This window comes from Streptomyces sp. NPDC028308 (assembly GCF_055565855.1).
In genome coordinates, this window is the sequence record NZ_JBVHTO010000004.1 from 190,115 (window position 1) to 208,348 (window position 18,234).

At 72.7% G+C, this 18,234-nt stretch carries 19 protein-coding genes and 1 pseudogene; 9 read left to right on the forward strand and 11 right to left on the reverse strand.

Features of this window, described 5'->3' with window-relative positions:
- Positions 1-5: 5 nt before the first annotated feature.
- Positions 6-302 (forward strand): annotated as a pseudogene (locus ACZ4VA_RS11030) (STAS domain-containing protein); the annotation flags it as partial.
- A 12-nt stretch (positions 303-314) separates the two neighbouring features.
- Here the strand turns inward: ACZ4VA_RS11030 and ACZ4VA_RS11035 are convergent.
- The 4 genes from ACZ4VA_RS11035 to ACZ4VA_RS11050 form a co-directional block, all read right to left on the reverse strand.
- Positions 315-758 carry a response regulator gene (locus ACZ4VA_RS11035; RefSeq protein ID WP_355794499.1) on the reverse strand — a complete coding sequence of 148 codons (444 nt, stop codon included), beginning with the start codon at positions 756-758 and terminating at the stop codon, positions 315-317.
- On the reverse strand, positions 755-2,416 hold the full coding sequence (locus ACZ4VA_RS11040) for a sensor histidine kinase (RefSeq protein ID WP_356164187.1): 1,662 nt from the start codon (positions 2,414-2,416) through the stop codon (positions 755-757). The genes ACZ4VA_RS11035 and ACZ4VA_RS11040 overlap by 4 nt, the downstream gene beginning before the upstream one ends.
- Entirely contained in the window at positions 2,413-3,612 is a 1,200-nt protein-coding gene (locus ACZ4VA_RS11045) for a PP2C family protein-serine/threonine phosphatase (protein WP_355782192.1), read from the reverse strand. Before ACZ4VA_RS11045 ends, ACZ4VA_RS11040 begins: the two co-directional genes overlap by 4 nt.
- Before the next feature lie 190 nt (positions 3,613-3,802).
- Positions 3,803-4,255 (reverse strand): ATP-binding protein, encoded by a 453-nt coding sequence (locus ACZ4VA_RS11050; protein ID WP_355782176.1) that lies wholly within the window; start codon positions 4,253-4,255, stop codon positions 3,803-3,805.
- Positions 4,256-4,508: 253 nt separating this feature from the next.
- On the opposite strand from ACZ4VA_RS11050, the gene ACZ4VA_RS11055 reads away from it, so the two are divergent.
- Positions 4,509-4,994, forward strand: coding sequence for a MarR family winged helix-turn-helix transcriptional regulator (locus ACZ4VA_RS11055; RefSeq protein WP_355782179.1), 486 nt, complete (start codon positions 4,509-4,511; stop codon positions 4,992-4,994).
- 12 nt (positions 4,995-5,006) lie between these two features.
- Here the strand turns inward: ACZ4VA_RS11055 and ACZ4VA_RS11060 are convergent, their stop codons facing one another.
- A complete protein-coding gene (locus ACZ4VA_RS11060; protein ID WP_355782182.1) occupies positions 5,007-5,345 on the reverse strand; it encodes an STAS domain-containing protein in 339 nt (112 codons plus the stop codon).
- Positions 5,346-5,699: 354 nt separating this feature from the next.
- On the opposite strand from ACZ4VA_RS11060, the gene ACZ4VA_RS11065 reads away from it, so the two are divergent.
- From ACZ4VA_RS11065 to ACZ4VA_RS11075, 3 genes are read left to right on the forward strand one after another with little or no spacing between them, the layout of a single operon-like run.
- Complete coding sequence (locus ACZ4VA_RS11065; protein WP_355782185.1) at positions 5,700-5,864, forward strand: hypothetical protein; 165 nt, start codon at positions 5,700-5,702, stop codon at positions 5,862-5,864.
- Entirely contained in the window at positions 5,861-6,508 is a 648-nt protein-coding gene (locus ACZ4VA_RS11070) for a PRC-barrel domain-containing protein (protein WP_355782187.1), read from the forward strand. The genes ACZ4VA_RS11065 and ACZ4VA_RS11070 overlap by 4 nt, the downstream gene beginning before the upstream one ends.
- Positions 6,508-6,933 carry a PRC-barrel domain-containing protein gene (locus ACZ4VA_RS11075; protein WP_356243540.1) on the forward strand — a complete coding sequence of 142 codons (426 nt, stop codon included), beginning with the start codon at positions 6,508-6,510 and terminating at the stop codon, positions 6,931-6,933. Before ACZ4VA_RS11070 ends, ACZ4VA_RS11075 begins: the two co-directional genes overlap by 1 nt.
- A 19-nt stretch (positions 6,934-6,952) precedes the next feature.
- On the opposite strand, the gene ACZ4VA_RS11080 is transcribed toward ACZ4VA_RS11075, so the two are convergent.
- On the reverse strand, positions 6,953-8,275 hold the full coding sequence (locus ACZ4VA_RS11080) for a DUF6777 domain-containing protein (protein ID WP_356164196.1): 1,323 nt from the start codon (positions 8,273-8,275) through the stop codon (positions 6,953-6,955).
- Positions 8,276-8,441: 166 nt separating this feature from the next.
- On the opposite strand from ACZ4VA_RS11080, the gene ACZ4VA_RS11085 reads away from it, so the two are divergent.
- Entirely contained in the window at positions 8,442-9,731 is a 1,290-nt protein-coding gene (locus ACZ4VA_RS11085; protein WP_468080899.1) for a streptophobe family protein, read from the forward strand.
- A 3-nt stretch (positions 9,732-9,734) separates the two neighbouring features.
- Here ACZ4VA_RS11085 and ACZ4VA_RS11090 read toward each other — a convergent pair whose 3' ends face one another.
- The 4 genes from ACZ4VA_RS11090 to ACZ4VA_RS11105 all read right to left on the reverse strand — a co-directional run bounded on the left by ACZ4VA_RS11090 (position 9,735) and on the right by ACZ4VA_RS11105 (position 15,058).
- Positions 9,735-10,736, reverse strand: a complete 1,002-nt coding sequence (locus ACZ4VA_RS11090) for a serine/threonine-protein kinase (RefSeq protein WP_356243393.1) — start codon at positions 10,734-10,736, stop codon at positions 9,735-9,737.
- Positions 10,736-12,211, reverse strand: coding sequence for a hypothetical protein (locus tag ACZ4VA_RS11095; protein WP_468080902.1), 1,476 nt, complete (start codon positions 12,209-12,211; stop codon positions 10,736-10,738). Before ACZ4VA_RS11095 ends, ACZ4VA_RS11090 begins: the two co-directional genes overlap by 1 nt.
- Before the next feature lie 5 nt (positions 12,212-12,216).
- Positions 12,217-14,556, reverse strand: a complete 2,340-nt coding sequence (locus ACZ4VA_RS11100; protein WP_355788331.1) for an ABC transporter ATP-binding protein/permease — start codon at positions 14,554-14,556, stop codon at positions 12,217-12,219.
- 91 nt (positions 14,557-14,647) lie between these two features.
- Positions 14,648-15,058, reverse strand: a complete 411-nt coding sequence (locus tag ACZ4VA_RS11105) for a hypothetical protein (RefSeq protein ID WP_355788334.1) — start codon at positions 15,056-15,058, stop codon at positions 14,648-14,650.
- Positions 15,059-15,415: 357 nt separating this feature from the next.
- Here ACZ4VA_RS11105 and ACZ4VA_RS11110 point away from each other — a divergent pair, with 357 nt between their 5' ends.
- Both ACZ4VA_RS11110 and ACZ4VA_RS11115 read left to right on the forward strand, forming a co-directional pair.
- Positions 15,416-15,802 (forward strand): nuclear transport factor 2 family protein, encoded by a 387-nt coding sequence (locus ACZ4VA_RS11110; RefSeq protein WP_389389338.1) that lies wholly within the window; start codon positions 15,416-15,418, stop codon positions 15,800-15,802.
- A gap of 70 nt (positions 15,803-15,872) precedes the next feature.
- A complete protein-coding gene (locus ACZ4VA_RS11115) occupies positions 15,873-16,169 on the forward strand; it encodes a DUF1905 domain-containing protein (protein ID WP_356164205.1) in 297 nt (98 codons plus the stop codon).
- Between the two features lie 15 nt (positions 16,170-16,184).
- Here ACZ4VA_RS11115 and mgrA read toward each other — a convergent pair whose 3' ends face one another.
- Entirely contained in the window at positions 16,185-17,186 is a 1,002-nt protein-coding gene (gene mgrA / locus ACZ4VA_RS11120; protein ID WP_355788343.1) for an L-glyceraldehyde 3-phosphate reductase, read from the reverse strand.
- Positions 17,187-17,297: 111 nt separating this feature from the next.
- On the opposite strand from mgrA, the gene ACZ4VA_RS11125 reads away from it, so the two are divergent.
- Complete coding sequence (locus ACZ4VA_RS11125; protein ID WP_356164207.1) at positions 17,298-18,206, forward strand: LysR family transcriptional regulator; 909 nt, start codon at positions 17,298-17,300, stop codon at positions 18,204-18,206.
- The last annotated feature ends 28 nt before the right edge of the window (positions 18,207-18,234 follow it).

The window sequence follows — 18,234 nt, forward strand, 5'->3', positions numbered from 1 at the left end:
GCACCCTCGACCGCGACAGCGCCGACCTGCTCGTGACGGCCGCCTCCCGGCAGCTCGCCGATCATCCGGGGACCACCGAACTGCGCCTGGACTGCGCCGACATCACGTCCTGCGACGCGATGGGGCTGTCCGCGCTGCTCATGGTCCGGCGGCTGGCCGGGGAGGCCGGGGCGCGCATCCGGCTGGCGGGCGGGAGTGTCTGCCTGGACCGGCTGCTGGAGGTGACGGGGACGCGGGAACACCTCGTCGCGGCACCGGTGCCCGGTGCGCCGGGCAAGGGCGGGCCCGAGCGCCCCGGATGACCGCCGGGGCCGTCAGGTCGTCTTGGGCAGCTTGACCACGGTCACGAAGAAGTCGTCGATCTGCCGGACGGCCGCGATGAACTGGTCGAGGTCGACCGGCTTGGTCACGTACGCGTTGGCGTGCAGTCGGTAGCTGCGCAGGATGTCCTCCTCGGCCGAGGACGTGGTCAGCACGACGACCGGGATCAGCGCCAGCTCGTCGTCCGACTTGATGCGCTCCAGTACCTGACGTCCGTCGTACTTCGGCAGGTTCAGGTCGAGCAGGATCAGGTCGGGGCGCGGCGCGTCCGCGTACTGGTTCTGGCGGTAGAGGAAGTCGAGCGCCTCCTCGCCGTCGCGCACCACGTGCAGGGTGTTGCGGATCTTGTTGTCCTCGAAGGCCTCACGGGTCATCAGCTCGTCGCCGGGGTCGTCCTCGACGAGCAGGACCTGGATGGGTTCCGCGGGGGACGTCACGTGCGTGCTCCTTCGTGTGGACGCTCGGCCTCGGCCCGGTCGATGGGCTCCGGCGGCGTCGCGGGCAGGGTGAAGCACACGCGCGTGCCCTCACCGGCGGTGCCGTCCAGACTGATACCGCCTCCGTGATGCTCGACGATCTTCCGGCACAGGGCAAGTCCGATGCCCGTTCCGTCGTACTCGTCACGGCCGTGCAGGCGCTGGAAGATGACGAAGACCTTCTCCCGGAACTCGGGTTCGATGCCGATGCCGTTGTCGCGCACGCACAGCCGCCACTGGTCCTCCCCCTCCGCCTCGCAGCTGACGACGACCTCGGGCGCCCGGTCGGGGTGGCGGAACTTCACCGCGTTCCCGACGAGGTTCTGCCAGAGCATCGTGAGGGTGGTGGGGTCGCCGGTGACCGAGGGCAGCGGTCCCTCGCGCACCACCCGGGCGCCGGTCTCCTCCAGGGAGACGCTGAGGTTGGCGAGCGCCCGGTCCAGTACGGCGTCCAGGGCCACCGTGGCGTGCTCCTCGCCGACCCGGCCGACCCGGGAGAAGGTGAGCAGGTCGTTGATGAGCACCTGCATCCGCTTGGCGCCGTCCACGGCGAAGTCGATGTACTGCTTGGCCCGGTCGTCCAGCTGGTCCCCGTACCGCTTCTCCAGGAGCTGGCAGAAGGACGCGACCTTGCGCAGCGGTTCCTGGAGGTCGTGGGAGGCGACGTAGGCGAACTGCTCCAGCTCGGCGTTGGAGCGCTTCAGTTCGAGTGTCTGGGCGTCGAGTTCCGCCGCCTGTTCCTTGAGCAGGACCTCGCGGCCCTGGGACTCGGACAGCTCGTCGACGATGCGCCGGCGCATGTCCTCGACCGCCTTGGCGACCGCCTCCAGGTCGCGCGGTCCCTCCAGGCGGATCGTGCGCCGGAAGTCCCCGCCGCTGACCTCCGTCGAGGCCGCTTCGAGGGCGCGCAGCGGGCGTCCGACGATCCGGCGCAGCAGCAGCGTCAGCGCGACGCCGCTCGCCAGGAAGGCCGCGAGCATGCCGATGAAGAAGTACGTGCGGAGCCGACGGCTGTCCTCGGCCGAGGCGCGGGTGTCGTCGCGCAGCTCGCTGATGTCCTTCTCCAGCTTGGCCAGGCGGGCCCGGGTCTCGTCGAACTTGGTCTTGCTCGCCTCCAGGCCGGGGGTGTTCTCCTGTCCCCCGGAGGCGCGGGCCGCCGCGATGAGCGGTCGCGCGTAGTCGCGGCGCCAGGACTCGCCGGCCTCCCGGACCTCACGCAGGTCGGTGGAGATCCGGGGGTAAGCGGCCAGTTCGTCGACGAGGAAGTCGTGCAGCTTCTTCTCCTCCCGCTGCCCGGACTCGTACGGCTCCAGGAAGCCGGGGTCCTTGCTCAGCACGAAGCCGCGCACGCCCGTCTCCTGGTCCACCAGCGACGTCTCCAGCTGGAAGGCCCTGGACCGCGCGGGCTGGATGTGGTCGCTGAGCCGGTCGGTGCGGTCGTCCGCACGGGCCTGGAGGACGCCGCCCGACACCGCGAAGAGGACGACCAGCAGCACGTTCACCGCCAGCACGACGAGGATCCAGCCCTGGACGCTCAGCCGTGCGACGACCGTGGGCCTTTCGTCCGTACCGCCGCCCGCGCCACCGTCGGACCCGGGGGTCTGCTCCGCTCGGGTCATGAGGCGCCGTCCGTCGACAGGTGCAGGACGGCCACGTCGTCGGCGAGCCCTCCGTGGGCGGCGGTCAGCTCCGCGACCTCGTCGACCACGGCGTCGACGAAGGGCCGGCCCTGCAGGCCCATGTGTTTCCTCGCCACTTCGAGCAGTCCTTCTTCTCCCAGTCGCCGGTCGGGTGCCACCACGCCCTCGAAGAGGCCGTCGGTGAACAGCGTCACGGCGCTGATGTCGTGTGCGGGCAGTTCCGTCTCGGGCCACCGGGCCCGGTCCGGGATGAGTCCGAGCGCGGGACCGGGGGGCGGCTCGAACAGGTCGAGCCCCGCCGGGGTCCGTACCAGGAGCCCGGGATGACCGGCCCGGATCACCCGCAGCCTGCTGCGGTCCCGGTCGAGCCGGAGGATGGTGAGCGTGGCGAAGATGTAGTCGTCGGCGCGCTCGGCGCTGAGGATCTCCTCCAGGAGGCGGACCTGGTCCGTGCCGACGCAGCCGGAAAGCACGGCGGTCCGCCAGGCCACGCGCAGGCAGACCCCGAGGGCGGCCTCGGCGGCACCGTGGCCGGAGACGTCGCCGATCACCGCGTGGACCGTTCCGTCCGTGCTCTCGACGACGTCGAAGAAGTCCCCGCCGAGCAGGGCGTGGTCGCGGCCGGGGCTGTAGCGGGAGGCCACCGCGCAGCCGCCGCCGCGCAGCAGGGGCGTGGGCAGCAGCCCGCGCTCCAGGCGCGCGTTCTCCCGGGCGATCAGCCGGCTCGCCTGGAGTTCGGCGCTCGACCGCTCGACCTGCTTGCGCTGGAGGGCGTAGCGGACGGCGCGGCTCAGCGACTCCGGTGCCAGGCCGTCCTTGGAGAGGAAGTCCTGTGCGCCCTCGGCGACCGCGGCGAGGCCCGCCTCGTTCTCGGCCACGCCGGTGAGCACCACGACGGCCGCGTCGGGCGACGCGTCGCGTACGAGCCGGACCGCGCTCAGTCCGTGGGTGTCCGGCAGGTGCAGGTCGAGCAGCACGCACACGGCGTGCCGCGTGCGCCTGAGGAAACTCCGTGCCTCCGCCAGGGACTTGCACCAGGTGACGTCCATCGGCAGGCCGCTGTCGGCGAGGACCTCGCGCACCAGCAGGGCGTCTCCGGCGTCGTCCTCGACCAGCAGCAGCGCGGGGGCCGCGTCCAGTTCCCACAGCGGGTCGGAGCTGCCGAGGCGAGGCATGACACCGCGTTCACTGATCCCCAGCGGACGATCTGCCACGCTCATCCCCTCGAATCACCTGCGCCGGCCGTCGACTCCCGCGAGCCTACTGCGGCACACCGGACGGCCTCACGGACGGTCCGTCGCGTGGGGCGTCCGTGGTTCGTCGTCGTGCCTCTTCGAGGCCGTTCTTCCACTGCGGTGATCCGGTTCAAGGGCGCAGGTCGACGACGGCCCTGACGCACTTGCCGACGGGGACACGGCCGACCGTGACCTCGGTGGCGAGAGCGTGGACGATCTCCAGCCCGTGCCGGCCGACCCGCTGGGGGTCACGCGGGAAGCGACGGGGCAGGGTCACGCTGCTGTCGTAGACGGAGACCGCGACGGAGGTGTCGGTGCCTTCGAGTTCCAGGATGTACGGACCCTGGCTGTGCCGGTCCGCGTTCGTGACCAGTTCGCTCACGATCAGCAGGAGGTCGCCGCCGAGCTGCGGGGCGATCTCGGCGCACCACTCCGACCGGAGCTGCTCCAGGAACAGTTCGGCGAAGGCTCGCGCTTCGGCGATGCATCCCGGCTCGCCCGTGTAGTGCGCCGTCCGCCGAAGCGGTTCCACGGGCACGTCGAAGCCAGTCGGTATCACTGCTCCGCCCAGGTGCTCGATCATGCGTATCTCTCTCGGAGGCCGGTGGGTCACTCACTGCTGCTCAGTGCTCGTACCCCGAGATCTCCTTCCCAGTCACCCCGATTTTCCCGGGGTTCACAGGACCGGCGCCACGGGCCGCCGGTGAGCGGGCCTGCGAGTTTCGTCACAGGATTCCCACATGGCGCCGGTGTCATCCCGGTGCGACCGGGCAGGGCCCACAGTCGGAGAGCGTGAACGGTCACCGGGTGCGGTGCGACGACAGAGGTTCGGACAGATGGAAGGCCATACCCCCCGGATACGGGAGGACGTACTGTTTCGCGCCGCCGATCAGCTGTCGGCGGCTGCGGAGATCCTGGTGGCGGTGTCGGCGCGTACGGCGGCGGCGGTCGACAGCCGGCTCTCGCCGTCGCTGCTGCGCGCGCTGACCCTCGTGGGCAGCAGTCCCGGCCTGAGCCTCTCGGCGTTCGCCGACCGCGCGCAGATCAGCCGCTCCCGGGCCAGCCGGGTGTGCGACAGCCTCGAAAGAGCCGGCCTGCTGACCCGCTCCCTCATCTCGGAGGACCGCCGGGGCATCTCCCTGGACCTGACGCACCGCGGCCGCGGCGTCCTCGACACGGTGCACAGGCAGCGCGCCGAGTGGATCAAGGACGCGCTGCTGCGGATGCCCGACGCCGATCTCAGGGCGCTGCTGGCCGGACTGTGGTCGCTCGGCCCGTCCCTCTCCCACGCGCGTCCGGAGCCGGACCGGGGAGCGTCCTGAGAGGCGGGCGGTTCACCCCTGTCCGGGGTCCGCGGCCTCCAGCGCCTCGGCCACCGTGCCGTACACGGGCAGCGCCTGGGAGACGCCGGTGATCGTCAGCAGTCTGTCCATGTACGCGGAGAGCGCCGCCGGCCTCAGACGCGGACCGATCGCGCCGTAGCAGCGCAGGACGACGTTGACCGTCGTCGAGTCCGCGAAGGTGACCTCGGACAGGTCGAGGACCACCGCCCCCGGCCGGGCCAGCGCCGCCGAGGTGATCGCTTCGTCCAGCTGCCCCGCGTTGTCCAGATCCACCTCCCCGCGGACTGCGATCACGGTCGACCGGCCGGCCTCGCGCACCGACAGCGACATGGCCGCCTGACCTGGACTCCGACCTGAATGCACGGCGATCCTTCGAGATGTCTGGGGACAGGGACGCCTGCGGGGCTGGGGGAGCCGCAGGGGACGGCAGCGTACAGGGCCGTCGTGGAGCAGTTGTCCGCCTACCGTATCGGGTCGTTGACCTTGGGCAACAATTGCCTGCCGTAACGATCCGGTACCTCTCGGGCGGCCTCAAGTCCGCTGCCGAGCGGCCAGGTTGCGCTTACCGGAGAGGGGGCTTCCTCCCGTGCCGGCGGGGGCGCATCCTCCCGTCCGCCTGGGGCAGATGGACAGAGCCGGACCGGCCGACGTCGGCCGGGAGGCCTCAATGACCGGAGGTGGACGGTGGCCTGGTGGGTGTGGCTGGTCGTCGTTGTCGGTGCCCTGGCACTGCTGGCGGTGGCGACGGTGTGGGTGCAGTCGAGCAGGCGGTCGGGGACCGTCATCGCGGTGCAGCGGGGACGCGGGTTCGGCAAGAGCGGCAGGGACGGCAGGAGGGGGACGCGGTGAGCGAGCTGATGGCCGCGCGCGGCCTCACCAAGCGCCCGGTGGTCACGCTGGGCGGTGATGTCGTCGCGCAGATCAAGGACACCGTCTTCGACGGTCCCGCCGGCCGGGTCACCGGGTTCACGCTCAGCGGGCGGGGGCTGCTGGCGGGTCCGCTGAAGCAGAGTCTGCCCTGGAACGCGGTGCACTCGCTCGGCCGGCACGCGGTCATGATCCGCGGCACCGAGGTGCTGGCGGAGCCGGCCGCGGTGGTCGCCAAGGGGGAGGCGACGCACGGCCGGGTGCTGGGGGCCAGGGTGCTCACCGACACCGGCTCGGAGGTCGGCACGGTGCTGGACGTCGTGGTGGAGGGCGGGGACAGCGGGCGCGTGGTGGGGTTCCGGATCGCCGCGCGGGAATCGCTGGAGCCCGGCTCCAAGCGCCGCCGGCACAAGGTGTTCGTGCCGCGGGGCGAGACGCTGGCCGTCTCCGGGCAGGCGCTCGTGATCCCGGCCGACGCCACCCGGTTCGTCGCCGACGACCTCGCCGGTTTCGTGAGCCAGGTGGAGGCGTTCCACCTCCGGGGCGGCGCGGCCCGGACCGCCGCGCCCGAGGAGGGGGCTCCCGGCGGGAGCCGGGACGGGTTCGAGAAGGGGACGGCGCCGTGATGATGTTCTCCCAGGCCCACGGGCTGCCGGTGGTGACGCTCGGCGGTGCGGACGAGATCGGGGTGGTCGAGTCACTGACCGTCGACGCCGCGTCCGGCACGGTCAGCCACGCCCGGATCGCGCCCGCGCGCGGACGCAAGGAGACGACGATCCCCTGGAACGCCTTCCACGCCTTCGGACCCGACGCCGTCCTCGTCCGCTCCGACCTCCCGCCCGACCCGGCGCCGGCACCCTCGCCACCGCACCATGAGGCCCTGCGCGCCAGGGTCCTGACGGAGGACGGCGACGAACGGGGCACCGTGAAGGACGTCTCCTTCGACCCGGTCACCGGGCGCGTCGAGAAGATCTACACGGCCCTGGGCGAGATCCCCGGCGACCGGCTGCTCGGCCTCGGGGACTACGCCCTGGTCGTACGGACCGGCTGACCGCCGGGCGGGTCCTCGCTCAGAGCACCCGGGGGAACGACCGGGGGCCGGAGGCCCCCGGGGCGCTGAAGGTGGACGCCGACTCCGACGTGGCGTCGGAGGCCGCCGAGGAGTCCGGGGGCGGCTTCGGGGCCTCGGACGTCGGGGGTGACGGCGGCGAGGTCGGCGGCGACGAGGGCGCGGACGGCGACGAGGACGAGGAGGAGGACGACTCGGGCGGTGTCGTCCCGCAGCCCGGCGGCGGGGTCACACCGTGCGGGGACACGCACGGGGACGCGGAGCCGGAACTCGGGCCGGTCACCGACGGGGAGGGCCGCTCGGACGGCGGATCGGTCTTCTTGTCCTGCTTGCCGGTGTCGCCCTTCTCGCGGCGGAACCAGTCGTCGTGCTCCGGGTCGAAGAGGACGAAGACGTTGATGACCGTCGGCGCCGGGGTGACGACCACGATGTTCTGGGGGCGGTACGAGGGCCAGGAGTCACCGGTCGTCCGGGGGGCCGTCTTCTGCGGGACCGGATCCGTCAGCGGGTTCCCGCACGCGCAGCGCACCCGCGGCAGACCGCGGTCGTTGACGAGCACGGCCGTACCGGCCTGGAGGACCGCCTGATAGCTGGTGGCGGCGCCGTTGCGGTAGCCGTGGTTGGTGACCCAGGTGTCCATGCGCAGCTGGACCGGGGTGAGCGAGCGCAGGTAGGCGGGCACCTCCGACGGCTGGACTCCCGCGACCGACGCGAACGCCTTGTTCTTCGCCGGGTCCGCGCCGAGCGCCGAGACCTGCTTCTCCACGTCGCAGCTGGCGACCTTGCGGGTGCCGCCGTAGAGGCCGGGTGCCGAACCCTCCACGCCGCGCGGCGCGTTCGCGGAGGCGGAGGTGCCGCTGGGCGGTGCGGGCGTCTCGGGGGTGGTGGAACTGTCCTTCGCCGTCGACTCCGTGTACGGGTCGGGTCCCGTCTTCGCGGCGGCCTGGAGGAAGACCTCGCCGCCACCAGGGGCGGCCGTGCCCCCGGAGGAACCGTCCGGACGGGTGAGGACGACGGCCAGGATCACCGCCGCCACGACCGCGGTGGCGATGACCGCCACCCGGGGAGCCGATCTCCACCAGGGCCGCTGGGGGCCGCCGCCCATGCTCGCGCCGCCGGAGGGGTGCGGGCCGGACGGACCGCCGCCTCCGTCGCCGCCCGGACCACCGGTTCCGCCGGCGCCCGAGTCACCCGAGGGCCCCTGCGGGGGGCGGGCGTTCGGCTGGGTGGGACCGGGCTGGGACGGCCCCGGCTGCGAGGGGCCCGACAGCGGGCCCGAAGGGGGGCCTGTGGGACGGCCGGAGGACGGCGGTTCGACGCTCACGAGCTCTTCTTCCCTGCGGAGGGACCTCGCGGCACAGTCGGTACGTTTTGTGCCGCTCTATTCCACAACGAGCCCATTGTGTGCCCGGGTCCCGCGTCCCTCGCAAGCGGACGCGGTCGGCCCTCCCCGGCGGGCGGACCTCTGCCGCCCTGCTTAGCGTGACAACGTGAGCGCCCAGACACCGTCCGACCGAACCGTCGCCCGCCACGGCTGGATCCAGGCCGTCACCACGGTCCTGGCCGCGCTGATCGCGATGGGCGCGGTCGCCGCCCTCGGACTCTGGGCGGCCGGCGCGGCAGACCTGCCCGGCAGCGCGTTCCCCCGGGTCGTCGCCGCCGCCGTGGTGACCGCGGTCGGCGGCAGCATCGAGCTCTCGGGCGACGCCGGGGCCATCGCCGACACGCAGGCCGACCTCACCGCGATGCCGTTGTCGGTCACCCTCGCCGGCGCCCTCGTGGTCGCGGCCGGCTTCCTGCGCCCGCTGCGGCACCGGGCCGTGGCCGGCACCTCGGAGCTGAGCGGCTGGGCCGCCCGGGTCGCCGTCGTATGGCTGCTGGGGCTGATCGGACTGGCGCTCGCCGCCCGGCAGGACTTCGAGATCTCCCTCGGGGACGGTGTCGTCTCCGACATCGGCGACCTGCTCGGCGCGTCCCCGAAGGTGGGCTTCGAGGCGGATCTGCCGCTCACGGTGCTGTTCGGGCTGCTGTGGCTGGCCGGCGTCATCGTGCTGGCGGTGCTCGTGTCGCCCCGCGCCCCGCTCCCCGCACGGCTGCTGCGCTTCCAGGAGCCGGTGCGCCCCGCCGCCTTCGCGATGGTCGCCCTGCTCCTGTCCTGCGTGGCCGTGGGTCTCGTCGTCGCCCTGGTCGTCGCCGCCACCCGAGGCCACGTCGCCGAGACCTTCGCGGTGATCCTGCTCGGCCTGCCGAACCTCGTCTGGCTCGCCTTCACGATCGGCCTGGGCGCCTCCTGGGAAGGCCGCGTCCAGGGCCCGTTCGGTCTGCCCATGCCGCACGTCCTGGACGAGGTGCTCCGCACCCGGGACATCTCCACGCTCAACCTGAGCACCCTGGCCGAGTACGACGGCCGGGTGTGGTGGCTGGTGGCCGTCGACGCCGTACTGGTGCTGGGCGCCGCCTTCCTCATGGCCACCCGCTCCCCCGCCCGGGTACGCGCCTGGCAGCACGCCCTGCACCTGGCGGTCGCCCTGGCGCTCACGGTGCTCGCGATCTGCCTCCTCGCCCGCCTCTCCGCGCACTACGGGCTGTCGCTCCTGGGCATCGGAGACCTCGGCGGCGGTCTCTCCGGACAGCTCCTGCTGCGGCCCCGGATCTGGACGGCGGTCGGTTTCGCGCTGCTGTGGGGGCTCGTCGCCGGGTTCCTCGGCGCCCTGTCGGCCACCCGGGTGCGTCGCCGCGGCGAGGTCCCGGCGGCCGGGGCCCGCGACCGCAACCCGTAGGGCCTAACGGCGGAAGACCGGGCGGGCCCACTCCGGCGGTTCGGGCGGCGCGCCGGGGTGCTCCGGCGCGGCGAGGGCGCCGTGGTCCACCCGGGTCGGCTCGTGACCTCCCTCCACCCGCCCCGTCACGGCGGCGCGCAGCGCGGCCACGAACGCCCGGCAGGAGTCGTACCGGTCGTCCGGGGTCTTGGCCAGCGCCCGCGCCAGGACGGCGTCGGCGCCGGAGGTGAGGTCCGGGCGCTTCTCGGTGAGGGGCGGCGGCTGGTCGTACTGGTGGGCCCACAGCAGGGCCATGTCGTCGTCCCGCTGGAATGGGGGCCGCCCGGCCAGCAGTTCGTAGACGACGCACGCGAGGCCGTACACGTCGCAGCGCCCGTCCACCGGACGCCCCGAGATCTGCTCGGGTGCCACGTAGTCGAGGGTGCCCACGAACTGTCCCACGGTCGTGAAGCCGGTCAGCGACAGCGACTTCTTGGTCAGGCCGAAGTCCGTGAGGTAGACGTGCTCGGGGTGGTCGCTGTCCGTGCCGCGCGCCACCAGGATGTTGCCGGGCTTGACGTCCCGGTGCACGAGCCCGTGCTCGTGCGCGGCGTCGAGCGCGGACGCCACCTGCGCGGCGATGCGGACGGCCGTCCCGGCGGGCAGCGGACCCTCCCGGTCCAGCAGATGGCGCAGGTCCTGCCCGGAGACGAAGCGCATCGCGATGTACAGGACGCCGTCCGTCTCGCCCGCCTCGAAGACCGGCACGATGTGCGGATGGTCGATGGCGGCCGCCACCCGCGACTCGTGGGTGAAGCGCCGGCGGAAGGTGTCGTTGCGCGCGAGTTCCGGTGCGAGCAGCTTCAGGGCGACGGTCCGGTCCAGCCGCAGGTCCTTGGCGCGGTAGACGACCGCCATGCCGCCGCGGCCGATCTCGCGCTCGATCCGGTAGCCGGCGATCTGCTTCCCGACCAGACCCGAGGGGCGCCCCGCGTACACGCTCGTGTCGTGGGGCGTGTCGGCCATCAGTGGTCACCCCGGCGCACACCCCGCGACGCGTCCGGACGCCGCACGACCCGGGTCGGTTCGTGCCCCCGGTCGGGCGCCGGGTCCCGCACGAGACGCGTCGGCTCCCCGGCGGCCTCCGACCCCGTGACGAGACGGGCCGCCTCGTGCCCACCGTCGGGAGCCGGTTCCCGCAACAGACGTGTCTCCTGCTCTTCAGGCTGCGGCTCCGCGACGAGACGGGTCGGCTCATGCCCGCCGTCGGGAGCGGAGTCCGGCGCCGGGCGCGTCGGCTCCCCGGCGGCCTCCGACCCCGTGACGAGACGGGTCGCCCCGTGCCCACCGTCCGGAGCCGGTTCCCGCAACAGACGCGTCTCCTGCTCTTCAGGCTGCGGCTCCGCGACGAGAGGGGGTGCCCCGTGCCCGCCCTCGGGCCCCGGGTCCCGCACGAGACGCGTCGGCTCCCCGGCGGCGTCCGACTCGGTGACGAGACGGGTCGGCTCATGCCCGCCGTCGGGAGCGGGGTCCGGCGCCGGGCGCGTCGGCTCCCCGGCAGCGTCCGACTCGGTGACGAGACGGGTCGCTTCGTGTCCACCGTCGGGCGCCGGCTCCGCGACGAGACGCGTCGGCTCATACCCGCCGTCAGGAGCGGGGTCCGGGGCCGGGCGCGTCGGCTCGCCCGGCCCCGGTTCCTGGACGAGGCGGGGCGGTTCGTCCGTGGGGAGGGGCGGCTCGGTGTCCGTCTCCCCCGCGCGCCGCGTGGGCTGCGGGGACGCCGTTTCGCCCGTGAAGCGGGTCGGCCCGGCGGGCGCCTGCGTCGCGGGGCGCGCCGGCCCGGCGGGCTCGGCATCGTCCGGGGGTCCCGTCGGACCGGCGGGCCCGGGTTGTCCCGAGGGCCCGGCCGTCGCGGGGCCGGCCTCCGCGGCGGGCGCGGCCGGAGGCGGGTCGGCGTCGGCCTCGACGACCCGGGTGGCCTCCCGGGGGGGCCGTGCCGGTTCCGGGGCCGCCGCCGAGGGCTCCCCCGGCGCCGCGTAGGTGCTGAGCCGCGTGCCGTCGCTGTACACCCATCGCTCGTGCTCGGCGTCGTACAGCCACACGGACTCCCCGTCGACGACCACGCCGGCCCGCATCCCGTGCGTACGGCCGCGGAACGCCTCTCCGTCGAGGCGGCCCGCGGTCAGGTCCTCCGTCGCGCTCCGGTAGCGGGCGAGCGACTCCTGGACTCGGGTGAGGAGGGGGCGCGGGTCCGCCGTACGGGTGAGCGGGCTGCTCGCGGCGGGCGGTGCCTGCGGGACGGCGATCAGCAGGCGGCCGTCGACCCAGGCGGACCAGCCGTTGGCGCAGACGATCCGCCCCCAGTCCCCGCGCCGCTCGGCGAGCTGCACGGGGAGCAGGGCGTCGAGCGGCACGGTGGGCCGGGAGGGATCGGGTGTCTCCCAGGCGGACATCCCGTCCTGGGGGACGACATGGGTGGGGCGGAAGTCGGGAGCCGTCATCGCACCTACTTCCGCATGACCGCGGGCTCGTGTCGGCGCAGCAGGCGCGCCACCAGGTATCCGAAGACGACGGAGAGCACGACCAGCATCCCGATGTTCAGCAGCCACACGCCGACCGAGTGCTTGAAGAGGGGATCACCGGTCAGGTCCCCGGGCACGACGCGGGCGAGTCCTATCGTGCCGGCCATCGCGCCGAGCGCCCACCGCGAGGGCACCAGCCAGGCCAGCTGCTCGATGCCGGGCACTCCGTTCAGCTTGAGCAGGGCGCCGCAGAAGACGACCTGCACGATCGCGAGCAGCACCAGCAACGGCATGGTCACCTCCTCCTTGCGGACCAGCGCGGAGACGAGCAGGCCGAGCATCATCGCGGTGAAGGCGAGCATGGCCACGGCCACCGTGATCTCGGCCAGGGGTGGCATGAGGACGCCTTCTCCGCCGGGCGCGTTGAGGTCGACGCCGAGCAGGGCGACCAGGGTGAGGACGACCGCCTGGAGGATCGTGACGGTGCCGAGGACGACGACCTTGGACATCAGGTACGCCGATCTGGACAGGCCGACGGCGCGCTCCCGCTGGTAGATGACGCGTTCCTTCACCAGTTCGCGCACGGCGTTGGCCGCGCCGGTGAGCACGCCGCCCACGCACAGGATGAGCAGCGCGTTCATCGCCGTCTCCTGGGTGAGTTTGCTCCCGGCCAGGGCCCGGGCCATGGCGCCCATCACGAACGGCAGCGCGATCATGATGATGAGGAAGGTGCGGTCGGCGCCGAGCGCGGCGGCGTAGCGTCTGACCAGGGTGCCGAGCTGGGCGCCCCAGCTCTGTGCCTTGGGCGGCGGTCCGAAGACGCGGGCCTGCTCTTCCTGCGGCAGGGGCGGCTGGGCGGACGCGTTGAGGATGTACTGGCGGTTGAGCACGGAGTCGCGGTAGTCCCCCGCCCAGTCCCGGTCGTGGTCCCGCTCGAAGGCCTCGAACGCCTCGGGCCATTCCTCGAAACCGAAGTAGGCGAGGGCCTCCTCGGGCGGCCCGTAGAAGGCCACCTTGCCGCCGGGCGCGAGCACCAGGAGGCGGTCGCAGACGTCGAGGCTGAGCACGCTGTGCGTCACGACGATGACCGTCCGGCCGTCGTCGGCCAGGCCGCGCAGCATGTGCATCACCGAGCGGTCCATGCCGGGGTCGAGGCCGGAGGTCGGTTCGTCGAGGAAGAGCAGCGAGGGCTTGGTCAGCAGTTCGAGGGCCACGCTGACGCGCTTGCGCTGGCCGCCCGACAGGCTGTGGATGGGCTGCGTGGCCCGCTCCTCCAGGCCCAGCTCGCGGATCACCTCGTCGACCCGGGCGCGGCGTTCCGCCTTGGCGGTGTCCTGGGGGAAGCGCAGTTCGGCCGCGTAGGTGAGCGCGCGCCGCACGGTCAACTGGGCGTGCAGGATGTCGTCCTGGGGCACGAGCCCGATGCGCTGGCGCAGTTCGGCGTAGTCCCGGTACAGGTCCCGGCCGTCGTACAGGACCGTGCCGCGGTCGGCGGGGCGCTGCCCGGTCAGGGCGTTCAGCAGGGTGGACTTGCCGGCGCCGCTGGGGCCGACGACGGCCAGCAGGCATTTCTCGCCGACGGGAAAGGACACCTGGTCGAGGAGCGTCTTGCGGCCGTGGTCGACGGCGACACCGAGGTCCTGGACGTCGAGGGAGACCTCACCGGTGTCGACGTACTCCTGCAGCTGGTCGCCGACGAGGCAGAAGGCGGAGTGGCCGATGCCGACGATGTCACCGGCGGTGACGACGGCCCGCTCGACGGGCTGTCCGTTGAGGAACGTGCCGTTGTGGCTGCCGAGGTCGACGATCTCGTAGGTGCCGTCGGCCCGGGCGCGCAGCTCTGCGTGCCGGCGGGAGACGACGAGGTCGTCGACGACCAGGTCGTTGTCGCCGCCGCGGCCGATGCGTACCGTGCGGGCGGGCAGTGGCCGTACGGTGGTCGGCTGCCGGAAGGTCCCGGTGGCGGAGGGGGTGTGGACGGCGGACGGGCGTTCCGGCGCGGCCGGCCGGCGGTCGACGAGCAGGACGCGGGGGCCGTCCGAGGGGTTGCCGAAGCGGATGACGCTGCCCGGGCCGACGCCCCACTCGTGGACGCGGCGGCCGTCGGCGAAGGTGCCGTTCGTGCTGCCCTCGTCCTCGACCGTCCAGTGGTCGCCCTCCGGTCGCAGTACGGCGTGGTGCCACGAGACTCGGATGTCGTCGATGACGACATCGCTGAGTGGGTCCCGCCCGACGTGATAGTCGCGGCTGGGACTGATCACCGTGGAGCCCGCCTCGGTCTCGAGGACGAGCTCGGGCGCTGTCGCGACCGGCCGTTCTCTCATGCCTGAATTCTAGCGATTCATCCGCATGCCCGCCTGGGCGGCAGCGGTCACGGGCGGCAGGACCGGCGTCAGGGCCGGGCACGGGCGGGGGTCAGGCCGCGGGCGTGGAGAGGACGGGGACGAAGCGCTGCATCCGCAGCGCGTCGACGGACTCGGCGAGCAGTTCGTACTCGGTGGTGTCGTCGTTCGTGGTGATGCGAACCAGCTTCCCGGCGGCCAACTCCTCGGCGACGACCTCCTGTTGGAGGGTGTCGCCGCACCAGGCGCGCAGCACGGCCGGCACGTCGGGCACGCCCGCTCCCACCGGCGTGATGGAGTTCGGGGGAAAGTTCGGATTGTCCGGGCGCGGATCGAGGCGCTCGGCGATCCAGGAGGCGCGGTCCCGCATCCACCACAGGGCCAGCGCCAGTGTGGGTGCGCGGTAGGTCCCCAAGGGGACGCCGACGCGCTGGCCGCCGCATATTCCGTAGGCGGTCACATGGCACAGGAATTCGTCATGCACGATCGCTCCCCCATTACGGCGCTCGCTGCCGGTCCGGCCTCTCTTTCCTTGCGGCTCGTGTGCGGTGCTGTGGTGCGAAGATGCTCTCGGTGCGAGGGTGCTCGGCGGACGTGGCTGAATCACCCTGTTCATCGAGTATCGCCACTACTGACACTCTGTCACCATGCCATTCCAGCCAGTCTCTTGGCATATTCCGTGCCGCGACTGGCCGAAACGGTTCGGGCCCTCTTACCCCGGAGGTAATCGACGCTCCCGCGGGCGGCCCGGCATGGTTGCGGTACCGGATCCCGGCGGGCGAACACACCGCGGAATCCGGTCTCTGACCAGCACGTACATCTCGATGGAGGCTGATCGACCATGTCCGCAGGCAATGAGCGTCATGAATCCGCCGTGGCCCGTTACTTCGAGGCCTGGAACGCCCGGGACCCGGAGAGCCGGGTGAAGGCGGTGGCCGCCGCGTGGGCCACCGACGGGGGTTACACCGATCCGCTCGCCGACGTCCGCGGGCACGAGCAGCTCGCCGCCGTGATCGCCGCGGCGCAGGAGCAGTTCCCGGGTCACTCGTTCCGGCTCACGGGCGCCGTCGACGCCCACCACGACATCGCGCGCTTCGGCTGGGAACTGGTCGCCGACGCGGACGGCTCGGCGCCCGTCGCCGGATCCGACGTGATCACCCTCGACGCCGGGGGCCGCATCCAGGACGTGTTCGGCTTCCTGGACCGGGTGCCGGCCGGGGCCGCCTGAGCGCCCGCGATGAGTTCCGCCGCTCCCGGTGGTCTCTTGGGAAGAGGAACCACCGGGAGCGGAGGAACACATGAGTACGGCGAACAACCTGGACGAGCACTTCACGGCGGAACTGCTCAAGAGCACGGAGAAGGGCGGCTGGACCTACGTCGTGTGGCCCGGCTCAGCCGCGTTCTTCGGGACGCGCGGCCTCGTCAAGGTGCGGGGCACCATCGACGGTCACCCTTTCCGCAGCTCCTTCATGGCCCTGGGCGACGGAACGCACAAGCTGCCCGTGAAGGCCGACGTGCGCAAGGCGATCGGGAAGGAGGCCGGAGACTCGGTGACCGTCCATCTGCTGGAGCGTCTCGACGCGCCGGGCGGCTGAGGAAGGGTCCCCGGTTCAGCGGCCGGCCGCGCCGATGATCCCGTCGATCCGGGACAGCTCCTCGGCGGAGAAGTCCAGCGCACCCGTCGCCGCCACGCTGTCCTCCAGCTGCCGGGGGCTGCTGGCCCCGATCAGCGCGGAGGTCACCCGCCCACCGCGCAGCACCCAGGCCAGCGCCATCTGCGCGAGCGACTGGCCCCGGGACTCGGCGACCTCGTTCAGCTCGCGCAGCTGCCCCACCAGCTCCTCGGTGACCTTGTCGGCGCTCAGGAAGGGGCTGTCGCTCGCCGCGCGCGAACCCTCGGGGATGCCGTCGAGGTAGCGGCTGGTCAGCAGGCCCTGCTCCAGGGGCGAGTAGGCGATGGAGCCGACCTGGAGCTCGTCCAGCGTGTCCAGGAGGCCCTCTTCCTCGGGCCGGCGGTCGAGCATCGAGTAGCGCGGCTGGTGGATGAGCAGCGGCGTGCCCAGTTCACCGAGGATGCGGGCGGCCTCCCTGGTCTGCTCCGGGGAGTAGTTCGATACTCCGACGTACAGCGCCTTGCCCTGGAGGACCGCCGAGTGCAGGGCACCCATGGTCTCCTCCAGGGGGGTCTCCGGGTCGGGGCGGTGCGAGTAGAAGATGTCCACGTACTCCAGGCCCATCCGGGACAGGCTCTGGTCCAGCGAGGACAGCAGGTACTTGCGCGATCCCCATTCGCCGTACGGGCCCGGCCACATCAGGTATCCGGCCTTGGTCGAGATGACCAGCTCGTCGCGGTAGGGCGCGAAGTCCGCCCGCAGCGCGTCCCCGAGCGCGGACTCGGCGGCGCCGGGCGGCGGGCCGTAGTTGTTGGCCAGGTCGAAGTGGGTGACGCCCAGGTCGAAGGCGCGGCGCAGGATCTGCCGCTGGGTGTCCACCGGACGGTCCGGCCCGAAGTTGTGCCAGAGCCCCAGCGACAGCGCCGGGAGCTTCAGGCCGCTGCGTCCGGTGCGGCGGTAGGGCATGGCCTCGTAACGGTCGGTGTGCGGCGTGTACAACGTGGGCTCCAGGAGGAGAGATCCAGAGGGACGTCCTCCACTTTCACCCGCGCACCGGCATGCGGTCCAACAGGAGAATCGGATGGGATTCAGCGTCTACGCTTCTCAATCATGGAACTGCGCCATCTCCAGCATTTCGTAGCCGTCGCCGAGGACCAGCACTTCACCCGTGCGGCGGAACGGCTGCTGGTGTCGCAGTCCGGCCTGTCCGCGTCCATCCGGGCCCTTGAGCGGGAGCTCCAGGCACCGCTGTTCGTGCGCACCACCCGCCGCGTGACGCTCACGGAGGCCGGCCGCGCCCTGCTGGGCGAGGCGGAGCGGATCCTCGCCCAGGTGCGGGCCGCCCACGACGCGGTGGCGGCGGTGCAGGGCGTGCTGCGCGGCACCCTGTCGCTGGGCACCGAGCAGTGCGTCGCCGGGGTCGGGGTGGCCAGGCTCCTGGCGGCGTTCCGGCGGCAGCACCCGGACGTGGAGATCCGGCTGCGGCAGGCGGGCTCGGGGGCACTGGCCGAGGAGGTGGCGGCCGGCCGCCTGGACCTGGCGTTCGCCGTCCGGACGCAGGCGGACAGCGAGCAGCTGCGCTCGGTGCCGCTCACCGGCGAGCCGATGACCGTCCTGTGCCATCCGGAGCACCGCCTCGCCGGGGGCGGGCCGGTCGCACCGCAGGACCTGGGCGGCGAGGCCTTCGTCGACTTCCACCCCGACTGGGGGCCGCGGCGCGTCACCGACGCCGCCTTCGCGATGGCCGGCGTCCACCGTACGGTCGCCCTGGAGGTCAACGACGTGCACAGCCTGCTGGAACTGATCCAGCAGGGCCTCGGTATCGCCGTCGTCCCCCGGCACTTCGGCCACAAGCCGGAGGCGTCCGTGCTCACCGCGCTCCCTCTGAAGGGCGTCGAGGACGTGTCGTACGAGACGGTCGCCATGCTGCCGCCGGAGGAGGCGACGAGTCCCGCGGCCCGGGCGCTGATGGCCGTCCTCACGGATCAGCCGCCCGCCCGGGACGTCACACACGTGTGAGGGAGCCGCCGCCGCGGACCGGGGACAC

Bases quoted from the DNA above. Each gene is read 5' to 3' on its own strand.
- ACZ4VA_RS11040 (WP_356164187.1), bottom strand. From the start codon at position 2,416: ATGACCCGAGCGGAGCAGACCCCCGGGTCCGACGGTGGCGCGGGCGGC.
- ACZ4VA_RS11045 (WP_355782192.1), bottom strand. From the start codon at position 3,612: ATGCCTCGCCTCGGCAGCTCCGACCCGCTGTGGGAACTGGACGCGGCC.
- ACZ4VA_RS11050 (WP_355782176.1), bottom strand. From the start codon at position 4,255: ATGATCGAGCACCTGGGCGGAGCAGTGATACCGACTGGCTTCGACGTG.
- ACZ4VA_RS11055 (WP_355782179.1), top strand. From the start codon at position 4,509: ATGGAAGGCCATACCCCCCGGATACGGGAGGACGTACTGTTTCGCGCC.
- ACZ4VA_RS11060 (WP_355782182.1), bottom strand. From the start codon at position 5,345: ATGTCGCTGTCGGTGCGCGAGGCCGGCCGGTCGACCGTGATCGCAGTC.
- ACZ4VA_RS11075 (WP_356243540.1), top strand. From the start codon at position 6,508: ATGATGTTCTCCCAGGCCCACGGGCTGCCGGTGGTGACGCTCGGCGGT.
- ACZ4VA_RS11090 (WP_356243393.1), bottom strand. From the start codon at position 10,736: ATGGCCGACACGCCCCACGACACGAGCGTGTACGCGGGGCGCCCCTCG.
- ACZ4VA_RS11095 (WP_468080902.1), bottom strand. From the start codon at position 12,211: ATGACGGCTCCCGACTTCCGCCCCACCCATGTCGTCCCCCAGGACGGG.
- ACZ4VA_RS11100 (WP_355788331.1), bottom strand. From the start codon at position 14,556: ATGAGAGAACGGCCGGTCGCGACAGCGCCCGAGCTCGTCCTCGAGACC.
- ACZ4VA_RS11110 (WP_389389338.1), top strand. From the start codon at position 15,416: ATGTCCGCAGGCAATGAGCGTCATGAATCCGCCGTGGCCCGTTACTTC.
- ACZ4VA_RS11115 (WP_356164205.1), top strand. From the start codon at position 15,873: ATGAGTACGGCGAACAACCTGGACGAGCACTTCACGGCGGAACTGCTC.
- ACZ4VA_RS11125 (WP_356164207.1), top strand. From the start codon at position 17,298: ATGGAACTGCGCCATCTCCAGCATTTCGTAGCCGTCGCCGAGGACCAG.